This window comes from Modestobacter sp. VKM Ac-2982 (genome assembly GCF_026967935.1).
Classification (GTDB): domain Bacteria; phylum Actinomycetota; class Actinomycetes; order Mycobacteriales; family Geodermatophilaceae; genus Modestobacter.
Map to the genome: position 1 here is coordinate 700,439 of NZ_JAPVBL010000003.1, position 20,214 is coordinate 720,652.

17 protein-coding genes and 1 tRNA gene are annotated in these 20,214 nt (G+C 75.2%); 15 read left to right on the forward strand and 3 right to left on the reverse strand.

Annotation, left to right across the window (positions count from 1 at the left end; genetic code table 11):
* Positions 1 to 82 precede the first annotated feature (82 nt).
* Together O2W20_RS13970 and O2W20_RS13975 are read left to right on the forward strand one after the other, a co-directional pair.
* Positions 83 to 1,342 carry a hypothetical protein gene (locus O2W20_RS13970; RefSeq protein WP_269172025.1) on the forward strand — a complete coding sequence of 420 codons (1,260 nt, stop codon included), beginning with the start codon at positions 83 to 85 and terminating at the stop codon, positions 1,340 to 1,342.
* Positions 1,339 to 2,616 (forward strand): O-antigen ligase family protein, encoded by a 1,278-nt coding sequence (locus O2W20_RS13975; protein WP_269172024.1) that lies wholly within the window; start codon positions 1,339 to 1,341, stop codon positions 2,614 to 2,616. The genes O2W20_RS13970 and O2W20_RS13975 overlap by 4 nt, the downstream gene beginning before the upstream one ends.
* 381 nt (positions 2,617 to 2,997) lie before the next feature.
* On the opposite strand, the gene O2W20_RS13980 is transcribed toward O2W20_RS13975, so the two are convergent.
* A complete protein-coding gene (locus O2W20_RS13980; protein ID WP_269172023.1) occupies positions 2,998 to 4,185 on the reverse strand; it encodes a YveK family protein in 1,188 nt (395 codons plus the stop codon).
* A 375-nt stretch (positions 4,186 to 4,560) separates the two neighbouring features.
* On the opposite strand from O2W20_RS13980, the gene O2W20_RS13985 reads away from it, so the two are divergent.
* The 5 genes from O2W20_RS13985 (at position 4,561) to O2W20_RS14005 (ending at position 12,074) form a co-directional block, all read left to right on the forward strand.
* Complete coding sequence (locus O2W20_RS13985; RefSeq protein WP_269172022.1) at positions 4,561 to 5,049, forward strand: adenylyltransferase/cytidyltransferase family protein; 489 nt, start codon at positions 4,561 to 4,563, stop codon at positions 5,047 to 5,049.
* 114 nt (positions 5,050 to 5,163) lie between these two features.
* Positions 5,164 to 8,709 carry a transcription-repair coupling factor gene (gene mfd / locus O2W20_RS13990; protein ID WP_269172021.1) on the forward strand — a complete coding sequence of 1,182 codons (3,546 nt, stop codon included), beginning with the start codon at positions 5,164 to 5,166 and terminating at the stop codon, positions 8,707 to 8,709.
* A gap of 46 nt (positions 8,710 to 8,755) precedes the next feature.
* Positions 8,756 to 9,748 carry a peptidylprolyl isomerase gene (locus O2W20_RS13995; RefSeq protein WP_269172020.1) on the forward strand — a complete coding sequence of 331 codons (993 nt, stop codon included), beginning with the start codon at positions 8,756 to 8,758 and terminating at the stop codon, positions 9,746 to 9,748.
* Between the two features lie 4 nt (positions 9,749 to 9,752).
* Entirely contained in the window at positions 9,753 to 10,673 is a 921-nt protein-coding gene (locus O2W20_RS14000; RefSeq protein ID WP_269172019.1) for a MazG family protein, read from the forward strand.
* 120 nt (positions 10,674 to 10,793) lie between these two features.
* The gene (locus O2W20_RS14005; RefSeq protein WP_269172018.1) at positions 10,794 to 12,074 is read left to right on the forward strand and encodes a mechanosensitive ion channel family protein; all 1,281 of its coding nucleotides are present in this window, start codon (positions 10,794 to 10,796) and stop codon (positions 12,072 to 12,074) included.
* Between the two features lie 17 nt (positions 12,075 to 12,091).
* On the opposite strand, the gene O2W20_RS14010 is transcribed toward O2W20_RS14005, so the two are convergent.
* Positions 12,092 to 13,054 (reverse strand): hypothetical protein, encoded by a 963-nt coding sequence (locus tag O2W20_RS14010; protein ID WP_269172017.1) that lies wholly within the window; start codon positions 13,052 to 13,054, stop codon positions 12,092 to 12,094.
* Positions 13,055 to 13,150: 96 nt separating this feature from the next.
* Here O2W20_RS14010 and eno point away from each other — a divergent pair, with 96 nt between their 5' ends.
* Genes eno through O2W20_RS14030 form a run of 4 tightly spaced genes read left to right on the forward strand, consistent with a single transcriptional unit; the run spans position 13,151 to position 16,502 of the window.
* Positions 13,151 to 14,434: a phosphopyruvate hydratase gene (gene eno / locus O2W20_RS14015; RefSeq protein ID WP_269172016.1), complete on the forward strand. Its 1,284-nt coding sequence runs from the start codon at positions 13,151 to 13,153 to the stop codon at positions 14,432 to 14,434.
* 13 nt (positions 14,435 to 14,447) lie between these two features.
* Complete coding sequence (locus O2W20_RS14020; protein ID WP_269172015.1) at positions 14,448 to 15,011, forward strand: FtsB family cell division protein; 564 nt, start codon at positions 14,448 to 14,450, stop codon at positions 15,009 to 15,011.
* Between the two features lie 4 nt (positions 15,012 to 15,015).
* Positions 15,016 to 15,555 (forward strand): DUF501 domain-containing protein, encoded by a 540-nt coding sequence (locus tag O2W20_RS14025; protein WP_269172014.1) that lies wholly within the window; start codon positions 15,016 to 15,018, stop codon positions 15,553 to 15,555.
* Positions 15,552 to 16,502: a Ppx/GppA phosphatase family protein gene (locus O2W20_RS14030; RefSeq protein ID WP_269172013.1), complete on the forward strand. Its 951-nt coding sequence runs from the start codon at positions 15,552 to 15,554 to the stop codon at positions 16,500 to 16,502. Before O2W20_RS14025 ends, O2W20_RS14030 begins: the two co-directional genes overlap by 4 nt.
* 101 nt (positions 16,503 to 16,603) lie before the next feature.
* On the opposite strand, the gene O2W20_RS14035 is transcribed toward O2W20_RS14030, so the two are convergent.
* Entirely contained in the window at positions 16,604 to 16,909 is a 306-nt protein-coding gene (locus tag O2W20_RS14035; RefSeq protein WP_164700481.1) for a DUF4235 domain-containing protein, read from the reverse strand.
* A gap of 62 nt (positions 16,910 to 16,971) precedes the next feature.
* On the opposite strand from O2W20_RS14035, the gene O2W20_RS14040 reads away from it, so the two are divergent.
* From O2W20_RS14040 to O2W20_RS14055, 4 genes are all read left to right on the forward strand, one after another.
* Positions 16,972 to 17,733, forward strand: coding sequence for a uracil-DNA glycosylase (locus tag O2W20_RS14040; RefSeq protein ID WP_269172012.1), 762 nt, complete (start codon positions 16,972 to 16,974; stop codon positions 17,731 to 17,733).
* A gap of 49 nt (positions 17,734 to 17,782) precedes the next feature.
* Positions 17,783 to 19,177, forward strand: coding sequence for an NAD(P)/FAD-dependent oxidoreductase (locus tag O2W20_RS14045; protein WP_269172011.1), 1,395 nt, complete (start codon positions 17,783 to 17,785; stop codon positions 19,175 to 19,177).
* Positions 19,178 to 19,202: 25 nt separating this feature from the next.
* Positions 19,203 to 19,276 (forward strand) — tRNA-Leu (locus tag O2W20_RS14050).
* A 119-nt stretch (positions 19,277 to 19,395) separates the two neighbouring features.
* Entirely contained in the window at positions 19,396 to 20,208 is an 813-nt protein-coding gene (locus tag O2W20_RS14055; protein WP_269172010.1) for a Bax inhibitor-1/YccA family protein, read from the forward strand.
* Positions 20,209 to 20,214: the final 6 nt, after the last annotated feature.

Genomic DNA, 20,214 nt, shown 5'->3' on the forward strand with positions numbered 1-20,214 from the left:
CGCCCCCCGCGGCTCCACCAGATCGGGTGACGCCCGGTGCCGCTGCGGCGGCACCGGGCGTCGGCGCGGGGAGGATCGTCCGGTGACCGGAGTGCTGCACCTGCTGCGGCGACCCGCCACGGGTGCGCTGGCCGGCCAGGTGAGCGCCGCACTCGCCGGGCTCGTCCTGCAGGTCGCCGCGGCCCGGGCGCTCGGCGCCGCCGGCCTGGCCACCTTCTCCCTCGCCTACGGCGCCATCGTGCTGGCCACCGCGGTGTGCAGCGGCCTGGTCGGCGACTCGCTGACGGTCCTCGACCGCAACGAGCCGGGCATCCGGGCCGGTCTGCGAGTGAGCGCCCTGCTCGTGTCCGGCACCGCCGGCGCGGTCGGCTGCCTGTTCGGCCTGGTCACCGGCGTCCTCCCGGCCTGGGCTGGGCTGCTGCTCGGCGCGGCGACGGCCGCGTTCGTCATCGAGGACACCCTCCGCCGGCTGCTGATGGCGGCCGGCCGGTTCTGGTCGCTGCCGGCGGTGGACGCCACCAGTCTGCTGGTCGCGCTGGGCACCCTGGTGGTCGCCGCCCGCGGCGGCGACCTGACCCTCGCCTCCTTCGTGGTGGCCCTGCTCACCGGGCAGTCCGCCGCGGCCGTCGTCGCGTGGGTCCTGCTGCCCGCCGCCGAGCGCGCGCGGGGGCCGCGGCGACGGCCGGCCCTGGGGACCGTGTTCTCCTTCGGCGTCTGGCGCGCGGCGGCACAGGCCATCCGCCCCGCCCTGCTGACCGTGCTCCGGTTGCTGGTCGTCGCGGTGGCCGGCGCCGCGGCCTACGGCCCGCTGGAGGCCGCCCGGGTCTACACCGCGCCGACGCTGGTGGTCGTCGCCGGTCTGGGCAGCTTCCTGCTCCCGTACTTCGTCTCGCTGCGGCCGGCCGGACCGGCGGCCGGCCTGCGGGCCGCCGACCGGGCCGCTGCCGGGCTGGCCGTCGCGGTGGCCGCCATCGGCCTCGTCGCCATCGGCGCGCTGCCCTGGCTGGGCCCGCTGATCACCGGGGGCGACTACCCGCTCCCGGTCGCCGCGGTGGCCGGGTGGTCGGTGTACGCGGTGGCCAGCGCCGTCCTCCTGCCCTACTCCGGGCTCGCCTCGGTGCACGGCGGGCAGCGGCGGGTGCTGGCGCTGCGTGCCTTCGAGTTCGGGTCCCTGGCCGTCGTCGCCGTGCTGGTCCTCGCCGTCGACGGCGGGGTCACCTGGACGCCGTTGGCGCTGACGGTGGGCCCGATGCTCGCCGCCTTCGCCGTCCGCCGCTCGGTGCTGCTCCCGTTGGTGCGGGCCACCCCGGCGCGGCCCGCCACCGACCCGGTGGTCGCGTGACCGCCGCCGTGCCCGTCACCGCGCCCGCCGCCGTGCACCGGCGCCCGGCCGGTGACGTGTCCCGCCGCGCCGGCTCGTGGGCCGGCCAGCTGGCCGCGCTGCTGATGGTCCTCGGCGCTGTCGACTGGCGCCGGGGCGCCTACTTCTCCGGCGCGGTCGACCCCGTCGTCCTCGGCAAGGCGCTGGTCGCCGGGTTCGGCCTGCTGCTCGCCCTCGGACTGGCCTCGGCCGGGCGCCGGTACCGGCTCGGCACCCTGTCGATGTGGTTGTTGGCCATCGTGCTGGGCAGTTCGGTGTGGGGGGCACTGACCGCCGACCAGCTGCTCGGCGGCGGAGTGATGGCCGTCCGCGTCGCCGTCCTGGGCGGCACCGTCTTCTTCCTGCTCCGGGCGGCACCAGCGCTACAGGTGCTGCGCCAGGTCGCGCGGGCCTGCGGCGCCATCGCGGTGATCGCCTCGCTCACCGGTCTGCCCGGGATGACCGAGGGGCGGCTGGCCGGGGGGCTGCCGGCCATGGACCCCAACGCGCTGGCCCTGCTGGCCGGCATCCCCCTGGTGTTCCTGGCCTGGCGCACGGTGCTCGGCGAGGCCGGCTGGGGCATCGCCGCCGGCGGTGGCTGGTTCCTCGCGGTGCTGTGGCTGACCGGGTCCCGGACGGCGCTGCTGATGCTGCTGGTGGCCGTGGCTGGCATGGCGGTGCACGTCCGGCGGCCCCGGGTCGGGCTGGTGGTCGGCGGCCTCGTGTTCGCTGCGCTGGCCGTGGTCGCGGCCGTCGGCACCGGGTTCCTGGCCGGTTTCGCGGCGCGCGGCGGCGACGGCACGAGCACACTGGGCTCCCGCTTCATCGCCTGGCGGGCCGCGGCCGACTGGGCCGGCTCCACCTGGCAGACCGTCTTCGGCGGCGGGCTCAACGTCAAGGTCATCCCCGTGACGGGGCAGTACTGGAAGACCCAGCCGCTGGACAGCAGCTGGGCCTCGTTGCTGGTGCAGACCGGCCTCCTCGGCCTCCTCGTCGCCGCAGCCTGGGTGTGCTGGGTGGTCCGCGGCGCGCTGCGGGCGCCGCACCCGCACCGGGTTCTCTTCCTCGGCCTGGGGGTCTTCCTGGTCGGCCGCAGCCTGCTGGAGAGCGGGCTGTTCGACGCCAGCCCGGCCTTCCTGCTCTTCCTCGCCGTCTCACTGCTGGCCGAGGGAGCGACCCGCCAGCGGTTGCGCGACGAGGCAGCCGGGCTGCCGGACGGCGGCCCGCCGGCGCCGGCCCGCACCGCTCACGGCTGACCCCGCGGCCGACGGCGGCCATCACCCGTCGGTCAGGTCCCCGTGCGGCCGGCCACGCCGGTCGGGACGACGGGCGAGGCTCCCGGCAGACGCCGGCGTGCCGCCGGCTGGTGCCGGGCCGCCGAACGGGGACGGCGACGCCGGATCGGTCGGGTCGCAGGCGGGAGCCCCGGTCGGCGGTGGGGCGCCTGCACCGAGGACCCGGCGCACCGCGGGGACCGGCGGCCACGCTGAATCCCCGCTGGAACCGCACTGCCCGCCCCGCGATGGCCAGCTGACGTCACGCCGGCCAGGCGGCCCAGCCGACGTCCCAGTGCACAGGTGAGGGCGAGGACCGGTGTGGCGCTCGCCCTCGTCGGCGCGGCGCTGGACGCGAACCGCTCAGTCGCGGCCGGCCGGGACAGGACGCTGGGAGGCGGGCGCACTCAGCACGACGTCTTCGGGCGCCGCCACGGTGGGCTGGGGGCGACCCGCGTCACCGGCGCGGCGGTGCTGGTGGCGCGCCAGCACGACGGCGAGCACGGGGACGGTGGCGGCGTCGAGGATCGAGCGCATCTCCTGCAGGTCGTCCCGGTCGGTCCGGCCCGGTACGACGACCAGCACGGCTCCCACGCCGGCGCGGGCGAGCTCCCGCCACTGCCGCGGCGATGCCAGCGGCGAGCCGACCTGCAGCTGGACGCCGGGCCGGTCGGGTGCGACGCCGGTCGAGGAGGAGGCGACGTGCACGGGCACCTGCCAGGCCATGAGGTCGTCGGCGACCTGGTGGACGACCGACTCGACCGCCGACCGGCTGTCGGGGGCAGGCGAAACCGCGACCACCCGGACGTGCGCCTGCTCGGCCATCGGTTCCAGCTGGCGTGCCAGCAGGGTCGTCGACCGGCGGGCGGACCGAGCCCTCCGGGTGCGCCTGGCCGGTGCGGCGTGCACGACCAGCTGGTCGGAGCCGCTGCCCCAGGCGGCCCGGACGTCGTCCGCGGTGTGCAGCCGGGTGTCCATCCGGCTGCGCGCGATGGCGACGGCGGCGCCCAGGACCAGGCCCACGACCAGGCCCAGCGGCAGCACCAGGGCGGGCACCGGCGAGATCGGCGTGGTCGGCACCGTGGCCGGGGTGGTCACGGAGAGGCTGACCGGCGAGGCACCGGAACCAGGCTGCTCCAGCCGCTCCACCGCGGTGCCGAACCGCTCGGCGACGGCGTCGGCGATCTCGGCGGCCCGGCTCGCGTCGCGGTCGGTGACGGCGATCTCGATCTGCGAGGTGTCCACCGGGTTCGTGGCGACCACCCGCTCGCGGAGGTTGGAGAAGGACTCGGTCAGCCCCAGCTCCTCGATGACCGGCGCCAGGACCGTGCGACTGGCGGCCACCTCGGGGTAGCTGCTCACCCGCTGGTTCACGAACTGCGAGCTGCTGGTGCTGCCGTCGACGCCGGCGACGAACACCTGGGCGGTGGCCTGGTAGGTCGGCGGGGTCACCAACACGACGGCGAGGGCGACCAGCAGGCCGGCGAGGGCCACGCCGACCCAGGTTGTCCAGTACCGGCGAAGCGCCACCCCGTAGTCCTGCAGTTCCATGCCGCCGTCCCCCTGTCCACCCGCCGGGGCGCCCCCCGGTGCCCGGCGCACCGTCTCGACGTCCCTGCCCTCTTCGCGAGGCTACGGCGCTGACCAGGCACGACACGGCCCCGAGCGGGGCATCTCACCCGATCGGGAGAGCACGCCGGACGGGTCACCCGGCGACGCCGGGCGCAGGTCGGGGCGTCGACCTGCGAGCGGCCCGCGCATCGCCACCGATCAGGTCAACCGCGCCGCACCAACGGGTGAACCTGCCGCCTGAGACTCACGGTCCGTCACGAAGCCGCCCTAACTTCGAGGCCGAACCGCAGTCGGACCAACATCCCCGTCCGACCGTGATCACGGTACGTGTCGGTCGTCAGAGGAGAATGTGCGATGTCCGGAACCAGCACAGGCGGTGGGCAGCGTCCCGTCATCGGGTACGCGCCCGGCGCGTACGACCTGTTCCACATCGGGCACCTCAACGTCCTCAAGCACGCGGCCGAGCACTGCGACCGGCTCGTCGTCGGCGTCGTGTCGGACGAGATGCTGCTGCAGGCCAAGGGCCGGCTGCCGGTCATCCCGCTGGCCGAGCGGATGGAGATCGTGCGCAACCTGCGCTTCGTCGACGACGTGCACGCCGAGGTGGTGCCGGAGAAGATCGACACCTGGCGCGAGGTGCGGTTCGACGTCCTGTTCAAGGGCGACGACTGGCGGGGCACCGCCAAGGGCCAGAAGCTCGAGCGGGACTTCGCCGCGGTCGGCGTCGAAGTGCACTACTTCCCCTACACGGTGCACACCTCCAGCACGATCCTGCGCAAGGCGCTGGCCGCCATCGACGCCCCGGAGCCGGTGGGCCGGGTGGCCCGGGCCCTGACCTCCTGAGCGACCCCACGCCCCGCCGCCACCGGGGCTAACCTGGACGACGGCCCCCGCGCGCACCCGGCGCGCTCTGCTCTGCAGCGGACGTGGTGCGGCCCAGGAACTGGAGTGACCCCCGTGAGCTTGCGCGGCGTGCTCGACGTCGTCCTGTCCGACGCCGGCGTTGCCTCGGTGGTGGGCAAGGCCGGCACGGCCGACCTGACCGTCACCGCCCCGCCGCCGGTCCAGCCGCTGGTGGCGGCGGCGCTGGCGGCCCCGGCACCCGGTGCCGACGTGCCGGTGCTGGTGGTCACCGCGGGGGAGCGGGACGCCGACGCGCTGGCCGCGGTGCTGCGCTGCTTCCTCCCCGACCGGCGGGTGGAGGTCTTCCCCGCCTGGGAGACGTTGCCGCACGAGCGGCTCAGCCCCCGCCCCGACACCGTCGGCCGCCGGCTGGCCGTGCTGCGCGACCTGGCCCACCCCGGCGAGAACGGCACCGTCGACGTGCTGGTCGCCCCGGTGCGCAGCGTGCTGCAGCCGCTGGCCCCCGGGCTGGGCGACCTGGTGCCGGTGGAGCTGGCGCCGGGTCAGAGCGCCGACCTCGACGTGGTCTCCCAGGCGCTGTCCGACGCCGCCTACACCCGGGTGGAGCTGGTCGAGAAGCGCGGGGAGTTCGCCGTCCGCGGTGGCCTGCTCGACGTCTTCCCGCCCACCGAGCCGCACCCGGTGCGGGTGGAGTTCTGGGGTGACGAGGTCGACGAGCTGCGGTACTTCTCCGCCGCCGACCAGCGGTCGCTGGACGAGCGGCCCGACCGGCTGTGGGCCGCGCCGTGCCGGGAGCTGCTGCTCACCGCCGACGTCCGGGCCCGCGCCGTCCGGCTGGGGGTCGACCACCCGGAACTGGCCGAGGTGACCGGCAAGCTCGCCGAGGGCATCGCCGTGGAGGGCATGGAGTCGCTGATCCCAGCGCTCATCGGTGGTCACCAGATGCAGCTGCTGACCGACCTGGTGGCACCGGGCACGCACGTGCTGGTCTGCGACCCCGAGCGGGTGCGCAGCCGGTCCGCGGACCTGGTGCGCACCGCCGAGGAGTTCCTCGCCGCCTCCTGGCAGACCGCGGCCGAGGCCGGCCAGGCGCCGATCGACCTGGGCGCCTCCTCCTTCCAGGACCTCGCCGACGTCCAGGACGCCGCCCGGACCCGGGGCCTGCCCTGGTGGACGACGGGCGCCTTCACCCTCTCCCCGGACGACGACGACCAGCACGTCACCCTGGACGCCACCGGGGTCGAGCGCTTCCACGGCGACCAGGCGCGCGCCTTCGACCAGCTGCGCAGCTGGGGCCGCGACGGCTGGCGGGTCGCCCTGACCTTCGCCGGCCCCGGCCCGGCCCAGCGCGCGGCCGACCAGCTCACCGAGGCCGACCTGGGTGCCCGCCTGGTGCCCGGCATCGAGACCGCGCCGACCGCGGGGCCGACGCTGATCACCCAGGGCAACCTGGAGGCCGGCTTCACCTTCCCGGCCGTGGGCCTCGCGCTGGTCACCGAGGGCGACCTCACCGGCCAGCGCGGCACCTCGATGAAGGACGCCACCAAGATGCCGGCCCGCCGGCGCAACGCCGTGGACCTGGTGCAGCTGCAGCCGGGTGACCTGGTGGTGCACGAGCAGCACGGCGTCGGCCGCTACGTGGAGATGGTCAGCCGCACCGTGCACGGCGGGCAGCGGGACTACCTGATCGTCGAGTACGCGCCGGGCAAGCGGAACCAGCCACCGGACCGGCTGTTCGTCCCCACCGACTCCCTCGACCAGCTGACCCGCTACGTCGGTGGTGAGGCGCCGGCGCTGTCCAAGCTCGGCGGTGCGGACTGGCAGAAGACGAAGAACCAGGCCCGCAAGGCGGTCAAGCAGATCGCCGCGGAGCTCATCCGGCTGTACTCGGCACGGATGGCGTCCAAGGGCCACGCCTTCGGGCCCGACACCGTCTGGCAGCGCGAGCTGGAGGACGCCTTCCCGTTCACCGAGACCCCCGACCAGCTGGCCGCGATCGACGAGGTCAAGGCGGACATGTCCCAGCCGGTGCCGATGGACCGGATCATCTGCGGCGACGTCGGCTACGGGAAGACCGAGATCGCGGTCCGGGCGGCGTTCAAGGCGGTGCAGGACGGCAAGCAGGTCGGCGTCCTGGTGCCGACGACGCTGCTGGCCAACCAGCACTTCAAGACCTTCTCCGAGCGGTTCGCGCAGTTCCCGGTGACGGTCGCGGTGCTGTCCCGGTTCCAGTCGAAGACCGAGTCCGACGAGGTGCTGCGCAAGCTGGCCGACGGCGAGATCGACGTCCTGGTCGGCACCCATCGGCTGCTGCAGCCGACCACCCGGTTCAAGGACCTGGGGCTGGTCATCGTGGACGAGGAGCAGCGCTTCGGCGTCGAGCACAAGGAGTACCTGAAGAGCGTGCGGACGGCGGTCGACGTGCTGTCGATGTCGGCCACCCCGATCCCACGCACGCTGGAGATGAGCCTCACCGGCATCCGCGAGATGTCCACGATCCTCACCCCGCCGGAGGAACGGCACCCGGTGCTGACCTACGTCGGCGCGTGGGAGGACAAGCAGATGGCCGCGGCCATCCGCCGCGAGCTGCTCCGCGACGGCCAGGTGTTCGTGATCCACAACCGGGTGCAGTCGATCGACAAGGCCGCGGCGAAGATCCGGAACCTGGTGCCCGAGGCCCGGGTGGCGGTCGGCCACGGCCAGATGAAGGAGCACGAGCTCGAACGGATCATGGTCGGCTTCTGGGAGAAGGAGTACGACGTCCTGGTCGCCACCACGATCGTCGAGTCGGGGCTGGACATCCCCAACGCCAACACCCTGATCGTCGACCGGGCCGACATGTTCGGCCTCTCCCAGCTGCACCAGATCCGCGGCCGGGTCGGCCGGGGCCGGGAGCGGGCCTACGCCTACTTCACCTACGACCCGACCAAGCCGCTCACCGAGACCTCGGTCGACCGGCTGACCACCATCGCGCACAACACCGACCTCGGGGCCGGCATGGCGGTGGCGATGAAGGACCTGGAGATCCGCGGTTCGGGCAACCTGCTCGGCGGCGAGCAGTCCGGGCACATCGCAGGGGTCGGCTTCGACCTCTACGTCCGGCTGGTCGGCGAGGCGGTCAGCGACTACCGGGCCCAGGCGACGGGGGAGTCCCCGGCCGTCGAGCCGGCCGAGGTCCGGGTCGACCTGCCGGTCGACGCGCACCTGCCGCACGACTACGTGCCCGGCGAGCGGCTGCGGATGGAGGCCTACCGCAAGGTGGCGTCCGTCCAGGACGACGACCAGGCGCAGGCGGTGCTCGACGAGCTGACCGACCGCTACGGCGCACCCCCGGCCCCGGTGCTCAACCTGCTGGCGGTGGCCCGGTTCCGCGCGGCCATGCGCCACCTCGGGGTCACCGAGGTGTCCATGCAGGGGCGCAACGTCCGGGTCGGCCCGGTGGAGCTGCGCGAGTCCCAGGTGATGAAGCTGTCCCGGCTCGCCGAGGGCGCCACCTACAAGGACGCCGTCCGCACGGTCTCGATCAAGGTGCCGGTCGGCCCGGACCGGCGCACGCCGCTGCGCGACGTCGCCCTGCTGGAGAAGCTGCACGCGCTGCTCACGTCGGTCCTCGAACAGCCCGTCGCCGTCGCGTCCTGAGTGCAGGGTGCGGCGTGGGTCACACCGGGTGTGGCACGCTCGCGCCGTGCCGCGCCGCAGACTCCTCGCCGTCCTGCTCGTGGGTGCCGCCGGGGTGGGTGGCCTGACCGGGTGCCGCACCTCCCCGGACGTCGCCGCCTACGTCGGCGAGGAGCAGGTGACCGTCGCCGAGCTGGACGAGGCCGTCGACGCCCGGCTCGCCGACCCGGCCATCGCCGCCTACGCCGCGGGCAACGAGGTCGGCTACACCCGCCAGGTGCTGTCCCTGCAGGTGGGCGGGGAGCTGCACGAGGAGGTCGCCCGGCGCTGGGACGTCGAGGTGTCCGACGCCGACGTGCGCGAGCGGATCACCGAGCTGCTGGGTGGCGCCGACCCGGAGGTGGTCTTCGCGCAGGTGGCGCAGCAGCAGGGCGTCAACGAGGCCGACGTGGTGCAGAACGTCCGCCAGCAGATGATCCGCGAGCGCGCCGCGGTCGCCGCCGGGCTCGCCGAGCTCTCCGAGGCGGCGCTGCGCGAGCGCTACGAGGAGGTGCGGGCGGGGCTCGCGCAGGTCGAGCTCGGCCTGGTCACCGTGCCCGACCAGGCCACCGCCGACGCCGTGCTGGCCCAGCTGACCGCCGACCCGGCCGGCTACCCGGCGCTGGCCGCCCAGTACGCCGGACCCAACACGCTGCCGCAGATCGAGCCCCGCGCACCGGCCGACCTGCCGGAGGTGCTGGCCGCGCCGATCGCGGCGACGCCCGCCGGGCAGGGGTTCACCCTGGCGCTGCCGGAGGCCGGCGGGGTGGTGGTCGGCTTCGTCCGCGACGTCGCCGTCCCGACGTTCGAGGAGCTGCGCCCGCAGCTGGCCGATGCGGCCGCGGCCGAGGCGGCGGAGGCGGGCATCGCGCTGGTGACCGAGGTGCGCGAGGACCTCGACCTGGTGGTCAACCCGCGCTTCGGCGTGCTGGAGGAGGGCCAGGTCGTCGCCGCGGACGGCGGTGTGGTGCAGCTGCTGGAGGACGCCCGCGAGGACGCCGCCGGGGTTGCCGGAGACTGACGGGGTGCCTGTCGCGCTCCTCGTCACCGTCAGCCCCCGCCTGCCCGGCCTGCTCGCCCCCGCGGGTTGGCGGGCCGTCACCGCCGCCCCGGAGGTGCTCGCCCTGCCCGGCACCGGCGCCACCGCGGCGGTGCTGCGGGCCGAGGGGATCGCGGTCACCGATGTGCTCGACCCGGCGGCGGCGGCGGCTGCGTCCGGCCCCGGCGCCGTCCTGCTGGCCACCCCGGAGGAGGCCGCCGGCTGGGAGGGCGTCCCGCGGGTGGCGGGCGCGCCGGAGCCGCCCGGCGCACGGCTGCTGGACGTCGTGGGGGTGATGGACCGGCTGCGCTCGCCCGGTGGCTGCCCCTGGGACGCCGAGCAGACGCACGCCTCGCTCCGCGGCTACCTGCTGGAGGAGGCGCACGAGGCCTACGACGCGATCGTCGACGACGACCCGGTCGCGATGCGCGAGGAGCTCGGTGACGTGCTCCTCCAGGTGGCCTTCCACGCCCGGGTCGCCGCCGAGGCGGAGCCGGGCCGGCGGTTCGACGTCGACGACGTGGCCGGTGACCTGGTCGACAAGCTCGTCCGCCGGCACCCGCACGTCTTCTCCGACGCCGGCCCCCGGGACGTCGCCGCGGTCGAGCGCGGCTGGGACGAGATCAAGAAGACCGAGAAGCAGCGTCGTTCGCCGACCGAGGGGGTGTCGCGCTCGCAGCCGGCCAGCTCGTGGGGGGCGGCACTGGCCGGCCGGGCCGCGCGGGCCGGGCTGCCCACCCCGCCGGCCGCCGAGCTGACCGCCGCGGACGCCGCCGAGCTCGGGGAGCAGCTGCTCGGGCTGGTCGTCGCCGCCCGGCAGCGCGGGTGGGACGCCGAGGACGCGCTGCGCACCGCCGTCCGCCGTTACGCCGACGAGCTGGACGTGGCCGCCCACGCGCGCGGCTGACCTGCCCCGTCCGGGTCACCGGCCGGCGCGGGTGCCCGGCCCGGCCCCTAGCGTGGACGGCGACCGGCCGAGGGGGTGGCCGGTCGCCCGCCCCGCCGACGACGAAGGAGCTCCCGCCGCGTGCCGCTGACCGCGTTCCCGACCACCCCGTCCCCGCTCGCCGCCGACGGCGTCGTCTCCGGCGTGCTGCCCCGGAGCACCTGGCTGCTGCTGCTGGTGGTCGCCGGGGCCGCGCTGGTGGCCTGGCTGGTCGCCGTCGCGATCGGGGCGCTGGTGCGTCGGCTCGCCGGGTCCTCGCCGGTGGCGGCCGACCTGTCCCGGCGGGGGCGCCGGCCGCTGCGGGTGCTGCTCGTGCTGCTCGCGGTCACGCTGGTGCTGGACGCCGCGCCCGGCGTGGGCGACTGGCGCGACGTCGTCGTCCGGGTCCTCGGGTTGGCGCTCATCGCCGTGGTGGCCTGGCTGATCGCGGTCGCCGCGTTCGTCGTCGAGGACCTGGCGCTGGCCCGCTACGACGTCGACGTCGACGACAACCGGCACGCCCGGCGGGTGCGCACCCAGGTCACGCTGATCCGCCGGCTGACCGTCGCGGTGATCGCGGTGCTGGCGATCGCCGGGATGCTGCTGACCTTCCCGGCGGCCCGCGCGGCCGGCACCAGCATCCTGGCCAGCGCCGGGGTGCTGTCGGTGGTGGCCGGGCTCGCCGCCCAGACCTCGCTGGCCAACGTGTTCGCCGGGATGCAGCTGGCGTTCACCGACGCCATCCGGGTCGACGACGTCGTGGTGGTCGAGGACGAGTGGGGCCGGATCGAGGAGATCACGCTCACCTACGTCGTGGTGCACGTCTGGGACGACCGGCGACTGGTGCTGCCCTCCACCCACTTCACGACGACGCCCTTCCAGAACTGGACCCGCAAGGAGTCCGCCGTCCTCGGGTCGGTCGAGCTCGACGTCGACTGGACGGTGCCGCTGGAGGAGATGCGCGCCGAGCTCGACCGGCTCGTGGTGGGCAACGAGCTGTGGGACGAGCGGGTCGTGGTGCTCCAGGTGACCGACGCCGTCGGGGCCGTGGTGCGGGTCCGGGTGCTGGTCAGCGCCAAGGACGGCCCGACCCTGTTCGACCTGCGCTGCCACGTGCGGGAGGGCCTGGTCGTGTGGCTGCAGCGCGAGCACCCCACCGCCCTGCCGAAGGTGCGCAACGAGGGCATCGCCGGCCCGGACACCGCACCGACGCGGCCGGCCGCGGTCGACGGCGCCACCCGGCCGGCCGGTGCGCAGTCCGGCCTGTTCACCGGGAGCCAGGAGGCGCGGGAACGCTCCCGGGCCTTCACCGGCCCCAGCGAGGCCGAGCTGGCCGAGCGGGCCCGGCTCGACGAGGAGTCCCGCGAGAAGCCGCTCGCCTGACGCTCGGGGTCCTCCTCTCAGTCCTGGCGGGTGGCCTGCGGGTCCGAGCCCAGCAGCTGGGGGACCCAGAACAGCACCGCCGCCGACAGCGCGGTCGCCACGACGAACCCCGCCAGGCCGCTGCCGTCCACGTAGGCCCAGAGCAGGCCGAGCACCGGGGCGAGGAAGGGCAGCACGCCGTCCGCCCGCGCCTGCCGGGCCAGTCCCACCTCGCCGGCGTCGGGGACGACGGGCGCCTGCCGCACGCCGCCGCGCGGCTCCTGGCTGCGCAGCCGCCCCGACGGCCACACCTCGGCGCCGTCGAGCACCGGCAGCACCAGGCGGCCCCGGTCCGGGTCACCGCACACCTCGACCCGGCTGCCCGGGGGCAGCCGGTCCAGCTCCGGTGCCCAGTGCGTGGGCAGCCAACGCCGCCCGGCCGGCGACTCCAGCTCCAGCCAGCTGCGCATCAGCAGACCCTGGTTCCCGACGACGTGGGTGGCGGTCACCGTGGTGGCGGGCCGGGAGCGCAGCCGCGGGCGGCTGAGCAGCCGGGCCAGGGTCAGCGTGGACACGGCGAGCAGCACCAGGACCACGGCGGCCAGGCCGAAGACGACGTCCCCGACCGCGGCGTGGGCGGCGTCCCCGTCGGTGTACACGCGGACCGGGTCGCCCGCGGGGGCGGTCGCGGGGTGCTGCACCGTCAGCTCGGCGCCGACCGGCACGTCGAGCGGTTCGTCGAGCACCAGGGTGCCGCTGCGCTCCCGGCCGGAGTCGTCGCGGAAGGAGACGTCCAGCCCGCGGCCCTCGGGGGCGGTGCCGGCGGCGGTGACCGTCGCGGTCGCGGCGCGGTCGGCGGCGGCCAGCGGGGCCTGCACGTCGGACAGGCGCAGCGCCAGCGCGACCAGCACGACGACCCCCACCAGCAGCACCGGGACCAGTCCGAGGAGCAGCTGCCGGACGGCGCGCCGGTGCCGGCGGAGCGGGGGCGGGGGAGTCATCGCCGGCCATCGTCCCAGGCGCCCGCCGGCCGCCGGCCCGACCGCTCCGGGCGCGGGTGTGCCGCAGGACCTCGGGAGCTGGCTAGGCTGCAGCCCGTGGCCAGCATCGATGCAGTAGGCGCGCGGGAGATCCTCGACTCGCGCGGAAACCCCACCGTGGAGGTCGAGGTCGCACTCGACGACGGGACGATCACCCGGGCCGCCGTGCCCAGCGGCGCCTCGACCGGCGCCTTCGAGGCGGTGGAGCTCCGGGACGGCGGGACCCGCTACGGCGGCAAGGGCGTGACCCAGGCCGTCGACGGCGTCCTGGACGTCATCGGCCCGGAGCTCGTCGGCTACGACGCCGCCGAGCAGCGGCTGGTCGACCAGCGGCTGATCGAGCTCGACGGCACCCCGGACAAGTCCCGGCTCGGCGCGAACGCGATCCTCGGCGTCTCCCTCGCCGTCGCGAAGGCGGCCGCGGAGTCCTCGGGCCTGCCGCTGTTCCGCTACGTCGGCGGCCCCTCGGCGCACCTGCTGCCGGTGCCGATGATGAACATCCTCAACGGTGGCGCGCACGCCGACAGCAACGTCGACGTGCAGGAGTTCATGATCGCCCCGATCGGCGCGGGGAGCTTCGCCGAGGCGCTCCAGGTCGGCACCGAGACGTACCACGCGCTGAAGTCGGTGCTGAAGAAGCGCGGCCTGGCCACCGGCCTGGGTGACGAGGGCGGCTTCGCCCCGTCGCTGCCCAGCAACCGGGACGCCCTCGACCTCATCGTCGAGGCCGTGCAGGCCGCCGGGTACACCGTCGGCACCGACATCGCCTTCGCCCTGGACGTCGCCGCCACCGAGTTCCACACCGACGGCGGCTACGACTTCGAGGGGCAGACCCGGTCGGCCGAGTACCTCGTCGACTACTACAAGGGCCTGGTCGACGCCTACCCGATCGTCTCCATCGAGGACCCCCTCGACGAGGAGGACTGGGACGGCTGGGTGTCGATGACCCGGGAGCTGGGCGACCGCGTGCAGATCGTCGGCGACGACCTGTTCGTCACCAACCCGACCCGGCTCGCCGACGGCATCGCCCGCGGTGCGGCGAACGCGCTGCTGGTGAAGGTGAACCAGATCGGCACGCTCACCGAGACCCTGGACGCGGTCAACCTGGCCCACCGCAACGGCTACCGCTGCATGATGAGCCACCGCTCCGGCGAGACCGAGGACACCACGATCGCCGACCTCGCCGTCGCCACCGACTGCGGGCAGATCAAGACCGGTGCCCCGGCCCGCAGCGAGCGCGTGGCCAAGTACAACCAGCTGCTGCGGATCGAGGAGGAGCTGGACGACGCCGCGCGTTACGCCGGCGCCGCCGCGTTCCCGCGCCTGGCTTCGCGCAGCTGAGTCCGAGCACGACGTGAGCACCGCCCGCACCCGCCGCGCCCGGCCCGGTGGCACCCGCCGCCGGAGCTCGTCGCGGCCGGTGCGGGCCGGTGCCCGCGGCGCGGCCGACAACCGGCCGGGCCGTCGCACCACCCGGCGCCCGGCCCGCAGCACCGCCCCCCGGCGTGGCCCGCGGTTCACCGGCCGCGCCGTGCTGCTCGGTGCGCTCGTGCTGCTGCTGGCCCTGACCCTCGCCGGTCCGCTGCGCCAGTACGTGGCCGGGCGGCAGGAGCTGGCCGAGCTGGCCGCCGAGCAGCAGGCGCTGGACCAGCGCGCCGCCGACCTGGAGGCCCAGCTGGACCGCCAGGCCGACCCCGCCTACATCGCCCAGCAGGCCCGGGAGCGGCTGACCATGGTGCTGCCCGGCGACCGGCTGGTCGTCGTCGGTGACGCCGGCGACCCCGGGGACACCGCCCAGCCCCCGGCCGGCAGCACCGCGCGGAACGCGCCCGTGCCCTGGTACGAGGGGCTGCTCAGCTCCCTCGCCGCAGCCGACGGCGACCCCCCGGTCACCGATCCGGGCCCTCCCGCAGACTAGGGACGTGCACAGTCCCGACCCCGCGCCGGTCTCGCCGCCGGTCACCGCCGCCGAGCGCGCCGTCATCGCCCGTCAGCTGGGACGGCCGCCACGCGCGCTCGTCGGCGTCGCGCACCGTTGCCCCTGCGGCCAGCCCGACGTCGTCGAGACCGCGCCCCGGCTGGAGGACGGCACGCCGTTCCCCACGCTGTACTACCTGACCTGCCCGCGGGCGACCGCCGCCGCCAGCCGGCTGGAGTCGGCCGGGAGGATGCGGGACTGGCAGGCGGAGCTGGCCACCGACCCGGAGCTCGCGGCGGGGTACCGGGCGGCGCACGAGTTGTTCCTGGCCACCCGCGACTCCCGCGACGTGCTGCCCACCCGGGCCAGCGCCGGGGGGATGCCCGACCGGGTCAAGTGCCTGCACGCCCTGGCCGGGCACGCCCTGGCCGCCGGGCCCGGGGTGAACCCGATCGGTGACCGGGCGGTCGCGGAGATGGGGGAGTGGTGGGCGGCCGGTCCGTGCGCCCAGCCGTCTCCCCAGGACCCGGAGGACGTCCGATGACCCGGGTCGCCGCCATCGACTGCGGTACCAACTCCATCCGGCTGCTGGTCGCCGACGTGCCCGTCGAGGGCCCGCACACCGACCTGCTCCGCCGGATGGAGGTCGTGCGACTCGGCCAGGGGGTGGACGCGACCGGCCGATTGGCGCCCGAGGCGATCGAGCGCACCCGCCTGGTGCTCGCCGAGTACGCCGCCCAGGCCCGGGAGCTGGGCGCCGAGCGGGTGCGGATGGTGGCCACCAGCGCCAGCCGGGACGCCGCCAACCGCGAGGACTTCGAGGCGATGGTGACCGCCACCCTGGGCCAGCTGCCCGACGTGGTCACCGGCACGGAGGAGGCCGAGCTCTCCTTCCTCGGGGCCACCGCCTCGCTGGCCGCCGCCGCGCAGGCCCACGGCGCTGCGGCCCCGCGCCCGCCGTACCTGGTCGTCGACATCGGCGGCGGTTCGACGGAGTTCGTCCTCGGGGACGCCGGTGGGGTGCGGGCTGCCCGGTCGGTGGACGTGGGCTGCGTCCGGCTGACCGAGCGGCACCTGCGCAGCGACCCGCCGCCCCCCGACGAGGTGCAGGCCGCCGAGGGCGACGTGCGCGCGGCCCTGGAGCTGGTCGCCGCCGCCGTGCCGGTCGGTGAGGCCGCGACCCTGGTCGGGCTGGCCGGTTCGGTGACCACGGTCGCCGCCCTGGCGCTCGGCCTGCCCGCCTACGACCCGGTCGCCATCCACGGGTCACGGATCCCGGTGGGCGCCGTCCGCTCGGTCGCCGCCGGCCTGCTGACCGCCACCCGGGCCCGGCGGGCCGCCTCGCCGGTGATGCACCCGGGCCGGGTCGACGTCATCGGCGCCGGCGCACTGGTGCTGCGGGTGGTCATGGACGCGTTCGACCTCGACGAGGTCGTCGTCAGCGAGCACGACATCCTCGACGGCATCGCCCTCCGCCTCGCGCGGTCCTGACGCCGCGGGACGGGGCCGCAGGGCCCCGTCCCGTTGGCCCCCTTGCAGGGCCCCGCCGCGAGCTCGCGAGTGGCGGGGGGCAAGGGGGTCCTTCTGCTTCTTCAGGCGGCGCTGTCGGCGTTGACGCCCGGCGGCAGGCTGCCGGTGATCTTCTCGTAGACGGTGGCGGCACCGGCGGCGGCGACCAGCCGGCCGGCGGCGTAGAGCGCGCCGGAGACCGCGGCCCAGGCCAGCGCGTCGGGCCAGCTGACGCCGGGTGCAGCCGGGTTCTTCGGCGGCGGGTAGCCGCGCACCTTCTCCCACGTCGTGTCGGCGAGCTTCTTGACCACGATCCCGGCCGGGATGGCCATCGCAGGGCCGAGCAGCTTGTACAACAACGGGGTCTTCACCTTCTGCTTCTTCGCCACCCCCCGATCATGCCGTGGGGGCGGCCGGCGCGCGCTTCGCAGTCGCGTGCTGTGCTGTCCGGGTGGCACGCGACGCCGACGGCTTCCCCGTCACCCGCAGCCCGGCCGGGGTCGTCCGCGCCGCCGCCGGCAGCCGCGAGCTGGCGGTGCTGGACGAACGCATCTCCGGCTGCCGGGCCTGCCCGCGGCTGGTGACCTGGCGCGAGGAGGTGGCCCGGGTCAAACGGGCCTCCTTCCGGGCGGAGGAGTACTGGGGACGCCCCGTGCCCGGGCTGGGGCCTGCGGACGCGCGGATCGGCGTCGTCGGCCTGGCCCCGGCCGCCCACGGCGGGAACCGCACCGGGCGGGTCTTCACCGGCGACCGCAGCGGCGACTGGATCTTCGCCGCGCTGTGGCGGGCCGGCCTGGCCAACCAGCCGACCTCGGTCGCCAGGGACGACGGGCTGGAGCTCACCGACGTCCGGGTGTGCGCCGCGGTGCGGTGCGCGCCGCCGGCCAACGCGCCGACCCCGGAGGAGCGGGACACCTGCTCGCCCTGGCTGGCCCGGGAGCTGGCGCTGCTGCCCCGGCTGCGGGTGATCGTGGTGCTCGGCGGGTTCGGGTGGACCGCGCTGTGGCCGGTGCTGGCCGGTGCCGGGGTGCCGCTGCCCCGGCCGCGGCCGGCGTTCGGGCACGGCGTGGAGGTGTCGCTGGCCGGCCCGAGCGGCCCGCTCACCCTGCTCGGCAGCTACCACGTCAGCCAGCAGAACACCTTCACCGGCCGGCTCACCGAACCGATGCTGGACGCGGTGCTCGACCGGGCGAAGGAGCTGGCCGCAGACTGACGTCGCCGGGAGGGGTTTGCCGGGGCGGCTGCGGGCCTACGGTGAGGCCATGGCCCAGCGACCGGTGATCCTGATCGTGGGCGGCGGCTACGTCGGCCTCTACACCGCCCTGCGGTTGCAGAAGAAGCTCCGCCGCGGTCGGGCGGAGATCATCGTGGTCGACCCCCAGCCGCACATGACCTACCAGCCCTTCCTGCCCGAGGCGGCGGCCGGCTCCGTGGAGCCCCGGCACGTCGTCGTCCCGCTGCGGCGCACGCTGGAGCAGTGCCGGGTGATCACCGGTGCGGTGGCCGGGCTCAGCCACGCCGACCGGACCGCGACGGTGACACCGGCTGAGGGCGACTCCTTCGAGCTGCGCTACGACGTGCTGGTGATGGCCGCCGGCTCGGTCGCCCGCACCCTGCCCATCCCCGGTCTCGCCGAGCACGGCATCGGCTTCAAGAACGTCGGCGAGGCCATCTACCTGCGCAACCACGTGCTGGCCCGGCTGGACGCCGCGAGCTCCACCGACGACCCGCAGGTCCGCCGGCGGGCGCTCACCTTCACCTTCGTCGGCGGGGGCTACGCCGGGATCGAGGCGTTCGCCGAGCTGGAGGACATGGCCCGATACGCGCTCGAGCGCTACTACCCCCGGCTCTCCCCGGCGGACATGCGCTGGGTCCTGGTCGAGGCGACCGGCCGGATCCTGCCCGAGGTCGACGCGGACATGGGTGCCTGGACCGTGCAGCAGCTGCAGGCCCGCGGGATGGAGGTCAAGCTCAACACGACGCTGGACTCCGTCTCCGACGACGGCGTCGTGCGCACCGGCGACGGCGACGAGTTCGCCAGCGACACCCTGGTGTGGACGGCGGGCACCAAGCCGCACCCGATGCTCGCCCGGACCGACCTGCCGCTGGACGAGCGCGGCCGGGTGCGCTGCCGGGCCACGCTGCAGGTCGACGGCCTGGACGGCGCGGTGCTGGACGGCGCGTGGGCCGCCGGCGACCTCGCCGCGGTGCCGGACCTGACCAAGGACGAGCCCGGCGCCACCACCGCCCCGAACGCCCAGCACGCGGTGCGCCAGGCCAAGCGGCTGGCCGACAACATCGTGGCCGTGCTGGACGGTGAGCAGCCGGTGGAGTACCGGCACGCCTACGCCGGTTCGGTGGCCAGCCTCGGGCTGCACAAGGGGGTCGCCCAGGTCTACGGGGTCAAGCTCAAGGGCCGACCGGCCTGGCTGATGCACCGGGCGTACCACGTCAGCCGGGTGCCCACCCTGAACCGCAAGGTGCGGGTGATCGCCGACTGGGCGCTGGCCTCGGTGTTCCGGCGGGAGGTCATCGCACTGGGCCAGCTGCAGAACCCGCGGCGGGAGTTCGTCGCCGCGGCCACCGGCGGCCAGGCCCCGGCGATCCCGCCGCCGAGCGCGGCAGACCGGGACCAGTCGGGCCCCCGGGCCAGCTAAGGTCCCCGGCGGGCCGCGAGCCCGCGCCCCCGTAGCCCAATCGGCAGAGGCAGGCCCCTTAAAAGGGTCCCGGTGTCGGTTCGAACCCGACCGGGGGCACCCGTCCGGGTGGTCCGGGGCCAACGGGAACTACCGGCACTGACCTGGCGTTACACCAGACAGCGTGGGGCGGACGAACTGAGCCCCACGGCCCGACCAGTCACCTCGAGGAGATGACGATGCCCAGCAGCAACCCGGCCTTCCGGGGCCTCCCGGCAGCCGGCAACGGCCCGTCCGCCGGCTGGGGCTCCGCCCCGCAGCAGACGTACGGCGGGGCACCCACCCAGCACGACCCGTACGCCGCTCCGTCGCCGTACGCCGCCACCGACCGCGCCTACATGACGATGGACGACGTCGTCACCAAGACCGGCCTCAGCTTCCTGGTGACGGTGCTCTCCGCCGCCGTCACCTGGGCCGTGCTGCCGGACAGTCTCGCCCTGGGCCTGACGCTGCCGGCCGTCCTGGTCGCCCTCGTGCTCGGCCTGGTGATCGCGTTCAAGCAGATCGCCAACCCGGTCGCGACGCTGACGTACGGCGCTCTCTACGGCGTCGCACTCGGTGCGATCAGCGAGATGTTCAACGACCAGTACAGCGGCATCGTCTCGCAGGCGCTCATCGGCACCTTCGGTGTCTTCGCCGGCATGCTGGTGGTCTACAAGACCGGCGCCATCCGGGTCACCCCGAAGCTCACCCGCTGGATCGTGGGCGCGCTCTTCGGCGTCCTGGCGCTCGTGATCGTCAACCTGGTCGCCAGCTTCTTCATCCCGGGCGGCCTGGGCCTGCGCGACGGTGGCCCGCTGGCCATCATCTTCAGCATCGTCGTCATCGGCGTCGCGGCGTTCACGCTGCTGCTGGACTTCGACATGGCCGACGAGGCGATCCGCCGCGGCGTCGAGCCGAAGTTCGCCTGGTACATCGCCTTCGGCCTGCTCGTCACGGTCATCTGGCTGTACATCGAGATCCTGCGGCTGCTCAGCTACTTCCGCGAGTGAGCTGAC

Coding starts and splice junctions, on each gene's coding strand:
- O2W20_RS13980 (WP_269172023.1), bottom strand. CDS start 4,185: ATGGAACTGCAGGACTACGGGGTGGCGCTTCGCCGGTACTGGACAACC.
- O2W20_RS13985 (WP_269172022.1), top strand. CDS start 4,561: ATGTCCGGAACCAGCACAGGCGGTGGGCAGCGTCCCGTCATCGGGTAC.
- O2W20_RS14010 (WP_269172017.1), bottom strand. CDS start 13,054: ATGACTCCCCCGCCCCCGCTCCGCCGGCACCGGCGCGCCGTCCGGCAG.
- O2W20_RS14030 (WP_269172013.1), top strand. CDS start 15,552: ATGACCCGGGTCGCCGCCATCGACTGCGGTACCAACTCCATCCGGCTG.
- O2W20_RS14045 (WP_269172011.1), top strand. CDS start 17,783: ATGGCCCAGCGACCGGTGATCCTGATCGTGGGCGGCGGCTACGTCGGC.
- O2W20_RS14055 (WP_269172010.1), top strand. CDS start 19,396: ATGCCCAGCAGCAACCCGGCCTTCCGGGGCCTCCCGGCAGCCGGCAAC.